Origin of the sequence: Pseudomonas sp. Tri1, from assembly GCF_017968885.1 — a bacterium.
Taxonomy (GTDB): domain Bacteria; phylum Pseudomonadota; class Gammaproteobacteria; order Pseudomonadales; family Pseudomonadaceae; genus Aquipseudomonas.
In genome coordinates this window covers 803,663-820,448 of sequence record NZ_CP072913.1, presented here as the reverse complement: position 1 = coordinate 820,448, position 16,786 = coordinate 803,663, and the positions used below count along the sequence as shown (strand labels likewise).

The 16,786-nt window shown below is 58.7% G+C and carries 17 protein-coding genes; 4 read left to right on the top strand and 13 right to left on the bottom strand.

Annotation, left to right across the window (positions count from 1 at the left end):
- Nucleotides 1–95: 95 nt before the first annotated feature.
- The 3 genes from J9870_RS03535 to J9870_RS03525 all read right to left on the bottom strand — a co-directional run bounded on the left by J9870_RS03535 (nucleotide 96) and on the right by J9870_RS03525 (nucleotide 2,710).
- Nucleotides 96–989, bottom strand: coding sequence for an NAD-dependent epimerase/dehydratase family protein (locus J9870_RS03535; RefSeq protein ID WP_210642729.1), 894 nt, complete (start codon nucleotides 987–989; stop codon nucleotides 96–98).
- Between the two features lie 103 nt (nucleotides 990–1,092).
- On the bottom strand, nucleotides 1,093–2,004 hold the full coding sequence (locus tag J9870_RS03530; protein WP_210642728.1) for a LysR family transcriptional regulator: 912 nt from the start codon (nucleotides 2,002–2,004) through the stop codon (nucleotides 1,093–1,095).
- Between the two features lie 115 nt (nucleotides 2,005–2,119).
- Nucleotides 2,120–2,710, bottom strand: coding sequence for an NAD(P)H-dependent oxidoreductase (locus tag J9870_RS03525; RefSeq protein ID WP_210642727.1), 591 nt, complete (start codon nucleotides 2,708–2,710; stop codon nucleotides 2,120–2,122).
- 201 nt (nucleotides 2,711–2,911) lie between these two features.
- On the opposite strand from J9870_RS03525, the gene J9870_RS03520 reads away from it, so the two are divergent.
- Nucleotides 2,912–3,226, top strand: coding sequence for a putative quinol monooxygenase (locus J9870_RS03520; RefSeq protein ID WP_210642726.1), 315 nt, complete (start codon nucleotides 2,912–2,914; stop codon nucleotides 3,224–3,226).
- Here J9870_RS03520 and J9870_RS03515 read toward each other — a convergent pair.
- Nucleotides 3,216–3,980, bottom strand: coding sequence for a sulfite exporter TauE/SafE family protein (locus tag J9870_RS03515; RefSeq protein WP_210642725.1), 765 nt, complete (start codon nucleotides 3,978–3,980; stop codon nucleotides 3,216–3,218). The two genes, J9870_RS03520 and J9870_RS03515, sit on opposite strands and share 11 nt — an antisense overlap.
- Nucleotides 3,981–4,210: 230 nt before the next feature.
- On the opposite strand from J9870_RS03515, the gene J9870_RS03510 reads away from it, so the two are divergent.
- On the top strand, nucleotides 4,211–5,092 hold the full coding sequence (locus J9870_RS03510) for a LysR substrate-binding domain-containing protein (RefSeq protein WP_210642724.1): 882 nt from the start codon (nucleotides 4,211–4,213) through the stop codon (nucleotides 5,090–5,092).
- Nucleotides 5,093–5,190: 98 nt separating this feature from the next.
- Nucleotides 5,191–5,535, top strand: a complete 345-nt coding sequence (locus J9870_RS03505) for a cupin domain-containing protein (RefSeq protein ID WP_135843561.1) — start codon at nucleotides 5,191–5,193, stop codon at nucleotides 5,533–5,535.
- Nucleotides 5,536–5,609: 74 nt separating this feature from the next.
- Here J9870_RS03505 and gntB read toward each other — a convergent pair whose 3' ends face one another.
- The 8 genes from gntB to J9870_RS03465 form a co-directional block, all read right to left on the bottom strand.
- Nucleotides 5,610–6,596 (bottom strand): guanitoxin biosynthesis L-arginine gamma (S) hydroxylase, encoded by a 987-nt coding sequence (gene gntB / locus J9870_RS03500; protein ID WP_210642723.1) that lies wholly within the window; start codon nucleotides 6,594–6,596, stop codon nucleotides 5,610–5,612.
- Between the two features lie 195 nt (nucleotides 6,597–6,791).
- Nucleotides 6,792–7,907, bottom strand: a complete 1,116-nt coding sequence (locus tag J9870_RS03495; protein WP_210642722.1) for an aminotransferase class V-fold PLP-dependent enzyme — start codon at nucleotides 7,905–7,907, stop codon at nucleotides 6,792–6,794.
- Between the two features lie 3 nt (nucleotides 7,908–7,910).
- Nucleotides 7,911–9,119, bottom strand: coding sequence for an MFS transporter (locus J9870_RS03490; RefSeq protein ID WP_210642721.1), 1,209 nt, complete (start codon nucleotides 9,117–9,119; stop codon nucleotides 7,911–7,913).
- Complete coding sequence (locus J9870_RS03485) at nucleotides 9,116–10,420, bottom strand: hypothetical protein (RefSeq protein WP_210642720.1); 1,305 nt, start codon at nucleotides 10,418–10,420, stop codon at nucleotides 9,116–9,118. The genes J9870_RS03490 and J9870_RS03485 overlap by 4 nt, the downstream gene beginning before the upstream one ends.
- Complete coding sequence (locus J9870_RS03480; protein WP_210642719.1) at nucleotides 10,417–11,478, bottom strand: GntG family PLP-dependent aldolase; 1,062 nt, start codon at nucleotides 11,476–11,478, stop codon at nucleotides 10,417–10,419. Before J9870_RS03480 ends, J9870_RS03485 begins: the two co-directional genes overlap by 4 nt.
- A gap of 11 nt (nucleotides 11,479–11,489) precedes the next feature.
- The gene (locus tag J9870_RS03475; protein WP_210642718.1) at nucleotides 11,490–12,452 is read right to left on the bottom strand and encodes a proline dehydrogenase family protein; all 963 of its coding nucleotides are present in this window, start codon (nucleotides 12,450–12,452) and stop codon (nucleotides 11,490–11,492) included.
- Between the two features lie 323 nt (nucleotides 12,453–12,775).
- Nucleotides 12,776–13,663 (bottom strand): 3-hydroxyisobutyrate dehydrogenase, encoded by an 888-nt coding sequence (gene mmsB / locus J9870_RS03470; protein ID WP_210642717.1) that lies wholly within the window; start codon nucleotides 13,661–13,663, stop codon nucleotides 12,776–12,778.
- Between the two features lie 10 nt (nucleotides 13,664–13,673).
- Entirely contained in the window at nucleotides 13,674–15,200 is a 1,527-nt protein-coding gene (locus tag J9870_RS03465) for a CoA-acylating methylmalonate-semialdehyde dehydrogenase (RefSeq protein ID WP_210642716.1), read from the bottom strand.
- Nucleotides 15,201–15,338: 138 nt separating this feature from the next.
- Between J9870_RS03465 and J9870_RS03460 the strand changes: the two genes are divergently transcribed.
- Nucleotides 15,339–16,286, top strand: a complete 948-nt coding sequence (locus J9870_RS03460) for a LysR family transcriptional regulator (RefSeq protein ID WP_210642715.1) — start codon at nucleotides 15,339–15,341, stop codon at nucleotides 16,284–16,286.
- Here J9870_RS03460 and J9870_RS03455 read toward each other — a convergent pair.
- Nucleotides 16,283–16,786 carry an OmpA family protein gene (locus J9870_RS03455; protein ID WP_210642714.1) on the bottom strand — a complete coding sequence of 168 codons (504 nt, stop codon included), beginning with the start codon at nucleotides 16,784–16,786 and terminating at the stop codon, nucleotides 16,283–16,285. The two genes, J9870_RS03460 and J9870_RS03455, sit on opposite strands and share 4 nt — an antisense overlap.

Here is a 16,786-nt window from a genome sequence, read left to right as displayed (position 1 = left end):
TGAGTCAGCCAACCTGACTACTGACTGACCCGGCGCCATCGCGAGCAAGCTCGCTCCCACAAGGGTGCTTATTCTGCTGGCATTATCGGCGTCGCTCACACCATCTCATCAAGAATCCACTCCACCACCGAAGTCCGCTTGGGCACCCAACCGAGCAACTCACGGGCATTGTTGCCCCGTACCCGGCTGTTGGAGCCCAGGCCGTAGTTGGCCATCTCGTAGCCCCACTCGGCTTCGGCATCGGCCAATGGCCAATCCTGCGGTTCGCCAAGTTTCAAGGCGCGGGCCATGGCGGTGGTCATGTCGACGAACGAAGCCTCGCCACTTTCGACGAAGTAGAACGTGCCAGGCTGGTTGCGGGTCAGGGCCAGTTTGTACAGCTCGACCACGTCCTCGATGTGCACGTTGGACCAGATGTTCTGCCCCGCCCCCACATGCCGCACCACCCCACTTTTACGCGACTGCTTGAGCAGCCGTGGCAGTTGCACGCTGTCACGCTTGACGCCCAGGCTGTGGCCGTAGATCAAGGTGTTGCAGATCACTGCCGAGTTCACGCCTTGCTTGGCGGCGTCCAGGACCAGGTTGTCGATCGCGACACGGGCAGCCTTGTCGGCGGTGGGTTGCGGCAGCTTGTTTTCGTAGTAGATGGTCTCGCTGGAGCGACCGCCCGAAGCGTCACCGACGATGCTCGAACCGCTGGTGTGCAACAGCACTTTGTTCGAACCTTTGAGCCCTTCGATCAAGGCTTCGACCGCACCGCGATGGTCGCTGCTGGCGGCATTGATCACAGCGTCGGCGGCACGCGCTTGGGCGGTGAGCAGCGCGCTGTCATCCAGGTTGCCAATGATCGGTTGGATGCCCAGCGCGGTCAGTTCGCTCGCCTGTTCGGCGTTGCGCACCAGACCGGTGACGTGATGCCCGGCGCGTACCAGGCCGGTGGCGATGGAACCGCCGATAAAACCGGCAGCGCCGGTGACGAATACGTTCATGGACAAACTCCTTGGGCAGGTAAGTGATGGAACGAGTATCGAGGACTGTTTCCTGACGAAACAGTCCACATTGCCCAAATCACTCTTGCCTTGAAGTCACGAATCAGCCCTTGAATTCCCGCGAGGCGTATTCGGCAAGCTTGCCCTGGATGAAGTCCAGGAAGCACTGGATCCGCAGCGCCAGTTGGGAGTTGCGGTAGTACACCGCATTGATCGGCTGGCGATATCCGCTGTTGGCGTCGGCCAGCAGCGCCTTCAGCCGACCGGCACGAATGTCTTCGCGGGTCATGAAGTCCGACAGGCAGGCAATGCCCTGCCCTTGCAGCGCCAGGTGGCGCACGGTTTCGCCGCTGGAGGCGCTGATGGCCGGCTGGATCGGCCAGCGATCGCCGTGCACATGACGCAGCGGCCACTGGTTGAGCCCTTCGTTCTGGGCAAAGCCCAGCAGCGCATGACCTGCCAGCTCGGCGACGCTCAAAGGCGTGCCGTGCTGCTTCAGGTAAGCGGGACTGGCCAGAATGTGCAACGGGCTGCAACCCAGGGAGCGGGCATGCAGCGTCGAGTCGCTGAGGGTGCCGATACGGATGGCGATGTCGGTGCTTTGCTCCAGCAAATCGATGATCAGGTCGTTGCTGTTGAGTTCGAGCTGGATGTCCGGGTAGAGCCTGCGAAACTCTTCGATGTGCGGGACGATGGCGTGCAGCATGAACGGCGACGCGGCATTGATCCGTAAGCGCCCGGCGGGTTTTTTCTGGCGGGACGACAAGCGCTCTTCCAGCTCATCCATCTGGTCAAGGATGCCCTTGGCCTGTTCAAAGAAATACTTGCCCTCCTCGGTCAGGTCCATGCGCCGCGTGGTGCGGTTGATCAGCGTGGTCTCGAGCTTGGCCTCCAGGCGCGACAAGGTCCGGCTGACCGCCGACGGCGTCTGCCCGACCTGCTCGGCGGCGGCGGAGATGGATCCGCACTCGATCACGCAGACGAAAATCTGCAATTCGTCGGATCTGGCTTTCACGTATCCCCCTGTCGACTGAGTTTTGTGGCGAGGGGATTTATCCCCGCTTTGCTCCCACCGCGCAGGTTTCCCCACCCGCCACAGGATAGTATCGGGATACGTAGCAAAAGACAGGTCACGCCTTCAGGCCGAACACCTCAATCAAATGCCGCTCATACCGCGCCACATCCGCCTCGATGTTCGGGCGCTTCATCACGTCCACGCACAGGAAGGTCGGCAGGCCGGTCATGCCGAGGAATTGGTTGGCCTTGTGGAACGGGAAGTACACCGCGTCCACGCCCTTGGCTTCGAAGAAGTCGGTCGGGTCGTCGAAGGCTTGCTGCGGGGCGTTCCAGGTCAGCGACAACATGTATTGCTTACCCTGTACCAAGCCACCGCTGCCGTACTTCTGCGAGGCATCGGAGCGGGTGCGACCATCGCTGGCATAGAGGCTGCCGTGGCCCTCGGTGAAGACTTCGTCGATGTACTTCTTGACGGTCCAAGGTGCGCCCATCCACCAGCCAGGCATCTGATAAATGATCACGTCGGCCCAGAGGAACTTGGCGACTTCTTCCTTGATGTCGTAGCCGCCATCGATGAAGGTGGTTTTCACGTCGAAACCACCGCGGTCCAGGACACTGACGGCCGTGTCGTGAAGGGTCGCGTTGTAGCGACCGTCGGAATGGGCGAATTGTTTGCCGCCATTGAGCAACAGGACTTTTTTCATGGGGAGCCTCATCGGGTTCCACGGCGCGGTGCTTTGAGTGGCCGCCGAATGGAAAGGTTGAAAACGATGGCGGCAGCGTACCGATGAGCTTCGCGCGGAATAAGCACCGCAACGGCAAAACTGATTTGACCTATACGCACGAATGGATGGCTGATTATTGCCGTAGGCTCTTAGGCACTTTTTATATCAGGAGCCAGCCCAATGAGTGAACTGCACGGTTTCATCCTGCACGCCAAGACCCGTCCGGAAAAAGCCGAAGCCTTCCAAGCGCTGTTCCAAGCCTATGTCGAACCGAGCCGCGCTGAGCCTGGCTGCATCGAGTACCACATGCTGCGGGACCAGCAAGACCCGACGCTGTTTATCTTTTACGAGATTTGGGCATCCCAGGCGCACCTGGATGTGCATTCGAACCTGCCGCACATGAAGCAGTTCTTCGAGCAACGCATGGACTACCTGGAGCGCGACTTTGAAATCCGCCGCGTCGACATGCTCAGCCCGTCCTCGGCTAACCGCTGATCAGCAAATGGCCGCCGAGCACACCGAGGCCAAGGAAAAACACTCGCTTGAACAGCACCGCGCTGATCCGCTGCCGCAGCCATTGACCCAGCCACATCCCCAGCAGCGCCGGCACCAGCGTCAGCATCGAAGCGCTCAATTCGCCAGCCCCCAAGGCGCCGCGCCACAGCAGGCCGGCGGCCAGGGCCAGTGTCGAAACGGTGAATGACAGCCCCAGGGCTTGCACCAGTTCATCCTTGCTCAAGCCCAGCGCTTGCAGATAGGGCACCGCCGGAATGACGAACACCCCCGTGGCGGAGGTAATGATGCCGGTGAGCAGGCCGCAGAACGGGGCGAGCCAGCGCTCAGCATCCGTGGCGACCCGCAGCGTTGGCAGCAACAAACCACACAATGCATACAGCACCAACGCCGCACCCAAGGCCCGCACCACCCAAGCGCCTCCCGTCATGCCGATCCACAACGTACCGAGACCGGTGCCGAGAAAAATCGCCAGCAGCAACGGCCACAGGCGTCGGATCAGGCTTTGCAGATGGCCGCCGAAAGCCAGTTGCCAGACGTTGGTCAGGGTGGCTGGAATGATCAACAGCGCCGCAGCCTGCGCCGGCGCCATAGCCAGCCCGAGCAAGCCCATGGAGATGGTCGGCAGGCCGAGACCGATCACACCCTTGATGGTGCCGGCCAGCAGGAAGGTGCCGATGACCAGCAGGGAAAGGGCCAGACCGAGGTTTTGATAGAAGGCGATGAGTGTGTCCATGGGGCTATCGTGGGCCCTGGGCTTTGGCTTGAAAAGCTGTCATATACTGAGGGTGCCTCTCTTTCAGCAAGAGGCTGGACCCTTGCTGATGCTACTGGCGTCATCGCGAGCAAGCTCGCTCCCACAGTGGATCGGGCTTTTCCGGAAAGAATGCAATCCCCCTGTGGGAGCGAGCTTGCTGGCGATAGCGATGTTCCAGACACCACACAAACCCGGCACAGGATCTCCTCATGCACTTCGACCTCACCGACCTGCGCCTCTACCTGAACATCCTCGACACCGGCAACATCACCGCCGGTGCGGCCCGTAGCCATTTATCCCTGGCAGCGGCCAGTGCGCGAGTGCGTGCCATGGAGGCGTCCCTGGGCATTGACTTGCTCGAACGCGGCCGACGCGGCGTCACCCCGACGCCGGCCGGCAAAGCCTTGGCCCAGCATGCCCGGGTTATGCTGCAGTACGCCGACCATCTGCAACAGGATCTGGCCGAGTACGCCCGAGGGGTCAAAGGCCAGGTGCGGCTGTTGTGCAACACCAGCGCCATGACCGAATACCTGCCCGAGCTGCTGGCCGGTTTCCTCAAGGACCATCCCAACCTCGATATCGACCTGCAGGAATTGCCCAGTTCGCGGATCACCCACGCGCTGCGCCAGGGCGCGGCGGACCTGGGTATCGTGTCCGACGCAGTGGACACCACCGGCCTTCAGACCTGGCCCTTTCGCGACGATCCACTGGTCTTGGTCCTACCGTCCGGACACCCCTTGGCTGACGGTCGGGCGCTGAGTTTCAGCGAAACCCTCAGCCACGATTATGTCGGCCTGAACGCTTCCAGCGCCTTGGCCATCTACCTCGAGGAACAGGCATTGCACACCGGAATGCGCATGCCAATCCGCATTCGCGCCGACGGTTTCGATGGGGTGATTCGCATGGTGGCCCATGGCGCAGGCATCGCCATCGTGCCGAAGGCGGCCATCGCCCGGCGCCCGCCGGAGGCTGCGTATCAATACGTGCAGTTGCAAGAGGCCTGGGCACACCGGGCATTGTTGCTGTGCGCCCGCAACTTCGAAGGTTTGCCGGCCTACGCCAGGGCCCTGGCTCGGCACCTGGCCAACTGATGCGCGCTTCTGGATAGCCCAGTGTCGAACACAGACATCTACCCGTTCATGTCGCGCGTTAGGGTGCTTGCTCTCTTCTGCCCTCTTTCGGAGCTCACATGACCGCACCCATCACCGTCCTGCGCGATACCCACCCGCTGCCCGTACTCGATGCCTGCAAATGGGAAAAACTCGAAGGCGACCCGCACACCGTCAACCTCAACGCCTACACCAGCGAAGACGGCAGCAAGATCATGGGCACCTGGATCTGCACACCCGGCAAATGGTATGTGGAATATGTGAAGTGGGAATACTGCCATTTCCAGGAAGGCTACTGCATCATCACCCCGCAAGGCATGGAGCCGATCCATCTGCGCGCCGGCGACATTTTTGTCATCGAGCCGGGTATGAAAGGCACTTGGGAAGTGGTCGAGACTGTGCGTAAGTACTTCGTCTTCGCCTGACAATATCTCGTACGTTTTTGGCCGACACGCTGTGCTCAAGGCAAGCTTGGAGCACAGCGCGATAGGACCTTGCGCTACATCGCCACGTCAACGGTGCTGATTTTACCGCTTCGATACGCATCGAATATTTGATGGAGGCTGGATCGAGCATCCCCTTTGGCCGTGAAAATGCCGCCACAGCCACGATTGGCTGCTGCGTAGCTGTCATCCTCCATCAATATCTGGTGCGTCTGCTTCAGGTTCCAGAACGGCACACCGGCAAACAAGTGATGCGTCAGATGATAGTTGTCGCCATGCATGCCGATAAACAATCGCTCGAGCAGGTTGGGGAAGCGATTTCGCGTCAACTGCACCTCATCCTTGTACACACCGAACATACCGAAGTGCTCGGAAATCTCCGAGAGCCAGCCAATCACCTGGAATACCGTGAAGTACGGGACCAACCAGAACAGAACATAGGCCCATGGCCCGACGAAGTAGCTGAACAGCAGCAGCATCGCGCCATGAACCACCAGGAGTTTCACACCCTGTAACGGACTGGCCAAGATATCACCGGCCCGGTTCTTGACCAGGTAGAGGAAATACTTGTAGGTATTGACCAGCGTTACGCTCCTGAACAGGTGACGGAACAGGAAGTCCAGACGATCCTGAGCCTCGTACAGGCCCGACTCGATATAGAAACGATGGTCGGGGTCCTTATCCTTGTCGCCCAGATGGTGATGGTGCATCTGCACATGGGACCGACGATAGGCTTCATAGTCCTGGAAGATGGGATAGGCCAGCAGGTACTCACCGACCCATTTGTTAAGCGCCTTGCTTTGCGCCAGGGTCATGTGCGCCGCTTCGTGCAGAAGCGAAGCAAGTGCCCGCTGCCGAGAGCCAATGAACAACAGTGCCAGTGGATACAGAACGTTATAGCGATTGGCCAGGAATATTGCCGAGGCAATGACCAGTAGATCCGCGCCAAGGGCAACCAGCCAGTGCCAGTTGTCTTTTTTATACAGGGGACGCAAGCGCTGCCTGAGTTCAGCAGAAGGATTAAACCTGTTTACATCGTTCATCGGAATTCCCTTTCATGACTCGAAGTAATGAATACAGGCGCGAACGCCTGCACAGCCTTAATTATTTTTCCAAACAATTAGTGCAGTACCACTGCCGCAGACGGTTACCTGCCAACACACTGCGCACATTCCATTGCGACAGACCGCACGACATAGACTTTTTATTTATATGCTATTTGTTGCCTCACCCATCATTTACAACTCGGCGAGTAACGCGACGAACTGATCCACCTCTTGAGCGCTGTTCTTCGCGTTGATGGACACTCGCACAAAGCGCTCATGCCCGTGCTTCAACATGAAGTACGGCGTGTGCGCAGCATATCCCGGCCAAGCGTTGACACCGCGGGCGCGCAGATAACTGACCACGTCTGTCGCCGAACAGCGCTCGTGGGTGAAAGCGATAATGCCCTGATGCTCGGTACCCGGGGCGATCAAGTTGACGCCGGGGGTTTCAGCCAGACGCTGGAACAGCGCCCGATAGAGTCCCGACTCGGTCCCGTAGGCGCTCGACAAACGCTCTTTGACCGCCTGATTCAACCCCAGCACAGCCGCATTGTTACGCTCGGCGTATTCAAAACAGCGAGCATCTCCAACCCCTCGCGTGACGACTCCGGATGCATCGACCGTGGCCCGGCCCAGATCGGTGAAACGAGGCTGCGCGGTGGCCAGGAAACGCTCGGACAAGTAGGCAAACCCCGTTCCTCTGGGCCCGCACAGGAACTTCCTGCCGGCAGCCGTCAACACATCACAGCCGGCGGCGCGAACATCCAGCGCCAGCATGCCCGCCGATTGACAGGCATCGACAAAGTACCAGGCAGGGTAGTCGCGCAGGATCTGTCCCACCGCCTCGATATCGTTCACGATGCCGCAGCAGGAAGGAACATGAACGATCGAGACCAACTTGACCTCGGCGCTCATGTGCCCGGCCAGCCATTGCAGGTCGAGGTTGCCGTCGGCCAGCAGCGGCATCACTTCAACCACTACGCCGTACAAGCGCTGCAATGTTGCCAGTGCAATCAGGTTGCCCGCGTATTCATAGGGCGTGACCAGCACGCGCGCGCCTTCGCACCAGGTCAATGCCTCCAGCGCGGTCACCCAAGCCTTGGTCGCGCCATCGAAAAGTGCCACGTTACGTGCATCGGTACCCAGCAGCCGGGCAATGTTTTCATAGACCTCAACGTCCAGGACCGGCGAGTAATTCAATTCGGTTTCATAGGCTCCCGACTCAAACTCGTCTTGTAGATAACGTTGCATCAACTTCAGCGTCTCGCCGGACATAAGCCCCGAGCCCGCCGTATTGAAGTGAATCATCAATCACCTCTCGCGCCTTGAACCCAGGAAATAGAACAGACTGGCCACGACCACGCACATGGACAACATGTAGAACACCGCCTGGGGGGCATAGAGCGATAGGACAACGCCGCATAATACCGGCCCCAACGCGGCCCCCAGGTTCGACAGGTTCTGCGCACCGTAGTACACGCCGCGCATATCCTCCGGGGCGATGTAGTCGATGAACAGGTATTCCACCGGGATAATAATGATCTCGCCCACGGTAAAGACGATCATGGCCAATACCCAGGCAACCGGAGCCTGCGCGTAACAAAACCCCATCAGGCCGACCACGAAGAACAGCATCCCCAGCATTAACATCCGGAACAGGTTAGTTTGGTTGATCCTGGAGCCGACCAGATATTGCAAACCAATGACCACGCAAGCATTGGTGGTCACCAAATAGTTGATGATGTTGTAGGTGTTTTCCGGGGTGCTGGTCACGATCAAGTATTGCGACAAATAGGCCGTGAACTGACCAAACACAATGGCACTGAGAATGCCGCCGATCGTAAAACACACCAGCCTGTAGTTACGCACCAAATGGACCAGTACGCCGACAAAATCATTATTTGGCCGCGCTACGCCTTCGCCGCGAGGAAGTCGCTCGCCCATCCAGCTGTACAACACAACAAAAGCCACCCCGATCAGAGCCGAGACAGCAAACGGCAGGCCGGGACTGATTTTCGCGCACAGCACCCCCAGGAAAGGGCCAATGGCATAACCGACATTGGTCAGCGTGTACTTCATGGAAAACACGCTTGCCCGCTTGTCCACCGTCACCAGGAAACCGATGCCTGATTTCACCGCGATATCGATCACCGCATAGGAAAGGTTGACCACCACGATGGCGATGATGAACGGCACCAGGCTGGCAACCTGATAAGCCACGGCAAACGCCAAGGCAAACAACGTGGCGGCACCGAGCAGGATCCGGTAGTTGGAAAACCTGTCCACCAGAAAGCCACCGTAGACACCCAGGATGGAGCTGACGATCAACGCGCCACCCACCACCAGACCGATATCGGTGACTCCCAGGCCAAAGGCCTGGGAGAAATAAACCACCAGGTAAGGCAAGGCCAGCGCCCGGGCGACAGTCAGGATAAACGTCGCCGACAGCAGCAGGACCACGGGCCTGGTATACACCTTGAGCCCGCCTTGCACGGCCAGCTCACCCGACACGTCTTTCATGCCAGCATTTCCCTGTAGACGCCGGGCTCGTCCTCGCGCAGCAACTCGATGCTTTTCTGGATGGCGGCACGGTCGCTGTCAAGAATGAACACATGACCTGGGCAGTTCTCCAGGGAAACGGTCTCCTTGAGCGTCCCTTCATCCTGGATCTTGATGCTGTGCACCCCAGGGATCGCTTTCCACCGAGCCAGGTTTGGCGCTCGCTTGATCGGCCCGGCCTGGCGAGCAATCAGAAACACACAGCTGGAATGGAAATAGAGCCTGGTTCTGGGTCGTTGCCGGTAATCGAGAAAGGCTTGGGGGTTGATCAGCGAGTCGATCCACAGGCTCAGCTGGTTATGCCCCAGGGCCCGTGTATACGCCGACAGATCAATACCCCCCGGCATGCGGGCCGCCGTTTCAAGTAACACCGGCTCGTCGTCGACAATCATCAGTTCGCTGTGGCCCACGCCCTGCTGGATACCCAGTGCGTCGAGCACGGAAAAAATGTACTGCGACAGACGACGGTAGACATCGGCATTGTCCACCGGACACATCAGTTGGTTGTAGTCGTGCACGGGCGAATCACCGATGCGGGTGCGGTAGACCCGGATGATTTCACTGACATAGTGCTGGCCGTCGACGCTTACCGTGTTGACGCAATATTCAATGTCCACATCAGTGGATTTGCTCGCCGACAACTCGGACTGAAAATCCGAGTTATCCAGATACTGCTGGACCAGGATTTCCTCGTTGCTTTCGAGAAACAGATTCCGGCTCGACTTGATGACCTCGAAGGCCTGTTCAACTTCGCTTTCCTGCGTGCAGATATGAATATTGTCCGACCCGGCGCTTTTGATCGGTTTCAACACCACCGGCAGGATTCTTTGCTCTTTGATCCAGTCGAGAATGGCGGCCAGCGAATCCGATTTGAAATGCTTGATCGAGCGCACGCCAGCGCGCTGCAAGGCTTCGTGCATTTCGAACTTGTCGCGCCAGCGAATGGCGTGGGCCGGATCATTACGGCGTGGAATATCAAAGACCCCGGCCAAATGAGCGGCCAGTTCGACGCCAAACTCACAACCGGCCAACACAAATTGTACCGAGTATTCGGATAACGCCTGGCGCAGCTCGGAATCCGAACGATAGAGAATGTCTTGGATAAAGTCGGCCGGACGGAACCACGACTTGTAGAATTCGTTGACGTTGGCGGTGGAACGCACGTGCACGCATTCCAAGCCACGAGAAATGAAGGCGGGCGCGATCAGGCTGCCGATCGAATAGGCATCCACGATCAGCACAATGTTTTTCTTATAGATCACTTGACCGTCTCCCCGGCCCGGCTGAGCGCTCGGACGGTGTCCTTGATAATACCGGCGGCTTTATGAATATCGTCGCGGCTAATGTTGATATGCGGCATGAAGCGCATTTCCCTGGCGTTATAAGGCAAGCCCCCAACCCCGTTCTGGCGCAAAGCACCGGCGAATTGCACCGGGGTAATCCCCAACGAGGCAACATCCAGGGTCACCATGTTGGTGCCCTTATAACGCGCGGGGGCGTCGTCGATGTCGTTGAGTAACTGGTGCAGCAAGGCCGCGTGCTCATGGTCCTCAACCAACCGTTCAACGTGGTTTTGCATCGCATAAAGCCCGGCAGCCGCCATCATGCCGGCCTGGTGCAGATCGCCCCCGAACCATTTGCGGTATTTCTTGGCGCGCAGTATCAGGTCCTGCGACCCCACCATGATCGACCCGATCGGTGCGCCCAGGCCCTTTGACAGGCACATGGACAGCAGGTCAGCGTTGTCGGTGTATGAAGTGACATCGATGCCGGAGGCGATAGACGCATGGAGGATGCGTGCGCCATCGAGATAACGATAGGCACCGATATCCTTGGCATAAGCAAAGACATTGTTCATCTGTTGCAAAGGAAAGATCGCCCCACCTTTACAGCCGAGGGTGTTTTCAATCACCACCACCCGTGGCAAGGCGTAGTTCTGGCTCCAGCGGCATTTGGAAGCATGGAGCTTTTCCAGGTCACTGACATCGAACAGGCCGCTGTCATGGTTGGTCAGCGAAAAATTGACCCCTGAAAAGGCCGATGTCGAGGCGGACTCATAGAAATTGATATGGTACGAGGCGTCCAGGAAGATTTCGTCGCCCGGATTCGTCATGGCCTTGACCGCCAACTGGTTACTCAAGGTGCCGCCCGAGGTAAAAAGCGCCGCTTCCTTTTGGAAGTAAGTGGCGCAGTATTCCTCCAGCGCACGCACGCTCGGGTCTTCACCGAAACAGTCATCACCCACTTCGGCCTGGTAAATCGCCTTGCGCATGCCTTCCGTTGGCTTGGTTACCGTATCGCTTCTAAGATCGATAAACATAAATTGCTCCGTTAATAACCTGCGCCAAAGACGATGCGGGAGGGGTCGTAGAAGTCAGCCAGGGCTTGCAGAACGTTTTCAGGCGATTCTGCGAGCCGGTGCAGAAAATGCAGATACCAACTGTCGCCATAAACCGCCGCGATACGACACGCCAACCCTGCTTCTTTGGCTTTGCGCAACGTCTCGGGTTGAACACCGTGAAGCATTTCCAGTTCCTGGATCTGCGAATGGTAACCCTGGTCAAAAATGCGCTTGATCAGATTGGGATCCTGCGTCGCGCAACTCACCGCAATCCCGGCCTCGAGGATTTCGCCGAGCAACTTCAAATAACGCTCATCCAATTCCGCACCCCGTGGGAGGGCTATTTCCTGCGCTTCGTTATAAACGCCTTTGACCAATCTGATCTTACGGCCATAACCAATGATTTCAGATAGATCATCAACTGTTCTATGCAAGTGTGCTTGGACAGTAAGGCCAATATTGGAATGATCAGGGGCCAACTGGGAATACACTTCGAGAATCTTATCGACCGCCGAAGAATGTTCCATGCTGATCATCACGGGAATATTATGTTCTGCGGCAGCAGACAAGATAGTAGCGGCGTTGCGGTAGGCAGTTTCCTGGGAAATGAGCATGCCGACTGCGCTTAGATCGAACCCTAACTGCGGAGTTAAGCCAGCCTTGGAGAAAGTCTGGATAGACTTCAGATATTCATCGACGAAGGCCTGGACCACGCGCGGATCGTGGTTCTCCTCGCCGACATACTCTACGCCGAGTCGATAGCCTTTGCCGTGGAGCAATTGCAGCTTATCAGCGAGCGCGTCACGATCCGAGGCGACAATATAGCGCTGAGCCGCTTGCTCAAATAACCGGAAGAATAGTGAGTCTTTATTGAATGCGTCCCGACACTCTTGATTCAACGCCAACTTTTTAAGGCCGGCAGATGTAAGTACGCACGTATCCTGCGAAGGCATGGTTATCACTCCTTGATAATAATTGCTCGTCCTGAGCGCCGAGTATTGTGCAACGATTTTTTTCTGTCAAGACTCCATAACTATAACAACTCGTTATCATCCACAACGTTTCATACATATGAAACCCGGGACTACTCAGGACAAATTCATATTAGATATCGTTTATTACAGCTTCGCGGCAATCTCGCCCAACCGGCTTATTTCCAGCGCCCGCAACGCGGCCTTGAACTGCTGCGCCCATAGAAAAAGATACACCCGTGGCGAGGGAGCTTGCGCCCTGACCACGGGTTTGCCAACGGCCTTAAGTGACCCGCATTGCGCGCTTATTGCGGCTTGCGATAGCTGTTAACAATCGCCGAAAAATCCTTGCCGCCCTCACCCCGCAGGCTCATCGCCTGGTACAACTGCTGCGCCACCGCCCCCAGCACCACCGGCTGATGGGCCTGCCGCGCGGCTTCGGTCGCCAGGCCCAGATCCTTGAGCATCAGGTCGGCACCAAAACCGCCGGTGTAACCGCGAGACGCAGGCGCCGTTTCAATCACGCCTGGCCATGGGTTGTACGTGTCCGAACTCCAGCAACGGCCCGTCGAACTGTTGATGATCCCGGCCAGCACCTGGGTGTCTATCCCCAGAGCGTCGCCCAGGGCCATGGCTTCGCTGACGCCCACCATGGAAATCCCCAGCAGCAGGTTGTTGCAGATCTTGGCGATTTGCCCGGTGCCGACTTCGCCGCAACGCACGATATTACGGCCCATTTGCGCCAGCACCGGTTGCAAAGTGGCGAACAGCTCAGCACTGGCGCCGACCATGAAGGTCAACGTGCCGGCCGCCGCACCGCCGGTGCCACCCGAGACAGGCGCGTCGGCCATCGCCACGCCCTGTTTGGCGGCAGCGGCGGCGACATCGCGGGCGGTCTGCGGGTCGATGGTACTGCAATCCACCGCTGGGGTACCGGCGGCGATGCCGGCCAACACGCCGTCTTCACCCAGCCAGACACTGCGCACGTGGGCGGCGGCCGGCAACATGGTAATCACCAGCGCCGCGCCTTGGGCCGCATCACGCGGCGAGGCGCTGATGGTGCCGCCTAATGTTGCCAACTCGGCCAATACTGTCTGGTTCAAGTCGAACAGGTTCAGCGAATGGCCGGCCTTGAGCAGGTTGCGCGCCATGGGGGCGCCCATGTTGCCGAGGCCGATAAAGGCAATGTTCATGTCCGGCTCCTTAACGCAGGTTGATGGTGGTGTTCACCCCGTCATTGACGCTGTCATCATCGAACCAGCGCGCGGTGACGGTCTTGGTTTGAGTGTAGAACTGCACCACCTGTTTGCCGTACGGGCCGAGGTCGCCGAGTTTCGAACCGCGAGAACCGGTGAAGCTGAAAAACGGCACCGGCACTGGAATCGGGATATTGATCCCCACCTGGCCGACGTCGATTTCACTCTGGAATTTGCGTGCCGCCGCACCGCTCTGGGTGAACAGGCCCGTGCCATTGCCAAACGGGTTGGCGTTGACCAGGGCAATCGCCTGATCGAGGGTGTCGACTTCCAGCACCACCAACACCGGGCCGAAGATTTCTTCGGTGTAGATGCGCATGTCGGTCTTCACGCCGGAAAACAGGGTCGGGCCGACGAAGTTGCCCTGTTCGAAGCCCTGCACGCTGATGTCACGGCCATCGAGTTCCAGCTTCGCCCCTTGCTGCACACCGCTCTCGATCAACTCGAGGATCCGCGCCTTGGCCCGCTTGGAAATCACTGGGCCAACGTCAGTGCCTGGTTCGCTGCCAGCGTTGACCTTGAGCTTCTGTGCCAGAGCCTTGAGTTCCGGCAGCCACTGCTTGGCCGCGCCCACCATCACGACCACGGAGGTGGCCATGCAACGCTGGCCCGCCGCGCCGAAACCGGCGCCGACCAGGGCGTTGAGGGTTTGCTCGCGATTGGCGTCAGGCAGCACCACCGCATGGTTCTTGGCGCCCATCATCGATTGCACGCGCTTGCCATGGCGACCCGCCAACTCATACACGTGGGTACCAACAGCCGTCGAGCCCACAAAGGAAACCGCCTTGATGTCCTTGTGCGTGCAAAGTGCATCCACCACTTCCTTGCCGCCATGTACCACATTGAGCACACCGGCCGGCACGCCCGCCTCGATGGCCAGCTCCACTAAGAGCATGGTCGACAGCGGATCCTGTTCCGAGGGCTTGAGTACAAAGGTGTTGCCGCAGGCGATGGCCATCGGGAACATCCACAACGGAATCATCGCCGGGAAGTTGAACGGCGTAATGCCCGCACACACCCCAATCGGCTGGCGCAACGTGTAGGTATCAACGCCGCCGGCAACGTTCTCGGCAAACTCCCCCATTTGCAGGGTGCCAATGGAGCAGGCGTGTTCGACCACTTCCAAGCCCCGGAAAATATCGCCCTCGGCGTCAGCGATGGTCTTGCCCTGCTCGGCGCTCAGTACGACGGCGATGCGTTTGGAGTGCTCGCGGATCAACGCCTGGAGCTTGAGCATGATGCGCATCCGCGCGCCGATAGGGGTCAGCTTCCAGGTCTGGAAAGCACGCTGGGCAGCAGCAATGGCGGCATCGACTTCCGCCGTCGTGGCGAACGGGACTTTCGCCAGCACCTGCTGAGTGGCCGGGTTGACGATGTCGTGCCATTCGCTGGACCGGGATTCAACCCACTCGCCATCGATCAGCAGTTTGACGGTTTGCAGGGCAGTGTCGTTGGGCGTAAGGGAAACATTCATGCTGGCCTCCGGGATTGTTCTTATAGAGCGCGCTGGTGCAGCAAAGGCCAAGGCGCATAGACACCTTGGTGATGAGACGGTTTTTGGAGTATAGATGTGCAAACTTCTAATAAGAACGCACATAAAAACCGGTCCAACATGCAAAAAAACATCACCTCCCTGGGGTCGCTGAATTGGGACGACCTCAAGTTTTTCCTCGAAGTGGCCCGCACCCGCAAGGCCAGCACGGCGGCCAAGCGCCTGGCCGTCGACTACACCACGGTGTCGCGACGCATCAGTTCGCTGGAAACATCATTGGGCACGCTGCTGTTCGAAAAATCCCGGACCAACGGTTTTGTCCTGACCGCCGAAGGCCAGCGCCTGCTGGGTTACGCCGAGTCGATCGAAAGTACCCTGCATATGGCCTGCGAACAGGTTTCAGGATCGGGGGTCGCCCTGTCCGGCCACGTGCGCATGGGCTGTACCGAAGGCTTCGGCAGCTTCTTCATCACCCCGCAATTGAGCCACTTCGTCGACGCCTATCCGGCCATTTCAGTGGACATCCTGCCGCTGCCGCACTTCATCAGCCTCTCCAAGCGCGAGGCCGACATCGTCATCGCCCTCGAACGTCCCGAGCACGGCCCATACGTGTGCTGCAAACTGTGCGACTACCGGCTGCAGCTCTACGCCACCCAGCCATACCTGGACAGTCACCCGCCCATCCAGCGCCCGGCGGACCTGAGCAAGCATTCGTTCATCAGCTACGTGGATGACCTGGCGTTCAGTTCCGAGCTGCTCTACCTGGCCAACGTGCTGCCCGGCGCCAATGCTCACCTGCGTAGCACCAGCGTAATCGCGCAATTCGTGGCGGCGCAGCAAGGCCGTTCACTGGCCATCCTGCCGTGCTTCCTTGCCGCCCAGGACCCACGGCTTTTGCCGGTGCTGCCGGGGGAAATCAACGTCACCCGGCAGTTCTGGATGTACTGCCGGGAGGACTTGAGGAAGCTGAAGAGGATTACATTATTGTGGGATTACATCCGCGAAGTGACTGAACGGAACCAGCCACTGTTGATGGGTGACAGCCGGAATATGGTGTTCGCCGACTAGTCGGCGATGACCACGATGGCGACACGACGGTTTTCGGTACGCCCATCGACCGTGTCATTGGATGCGACCGGTTTGCTGCTGCCCAGACCGCGCAGCTGTACGTTCTCTTCCCGCATTCCGACACTTGTGAGCACCCTGCCCACGCTGCTGGCGCGACGCATCGACAGTTGTTCGTTATAGGATTGGGAGCCCGACGCATCGGTGTGGCCATCGACGCGTACCCGCTCGATCCCGGCCCCCAGCAGCGCCTTGCCAATTCGCTCGACGATCTCGGTGCTGGCCGGGTTGAGACTTTCCACATCGCTGCCAAACAGCACCTTGCCCGACAGACCGAAGGCCCAGCCATCGTCAGTCAGCTCGAACCCTTGCTGCTTGAGTATGGCCACTTGCGCCGGGGTAAGCCCTTTCTGCGGTGCCGTCTGGCAGCCGCTCAGAGCCAGGACGGCGATAAACAAAAATGCGGCGAAGTGCCGCAAGGAAAGTTGAGGATATGGATGCAC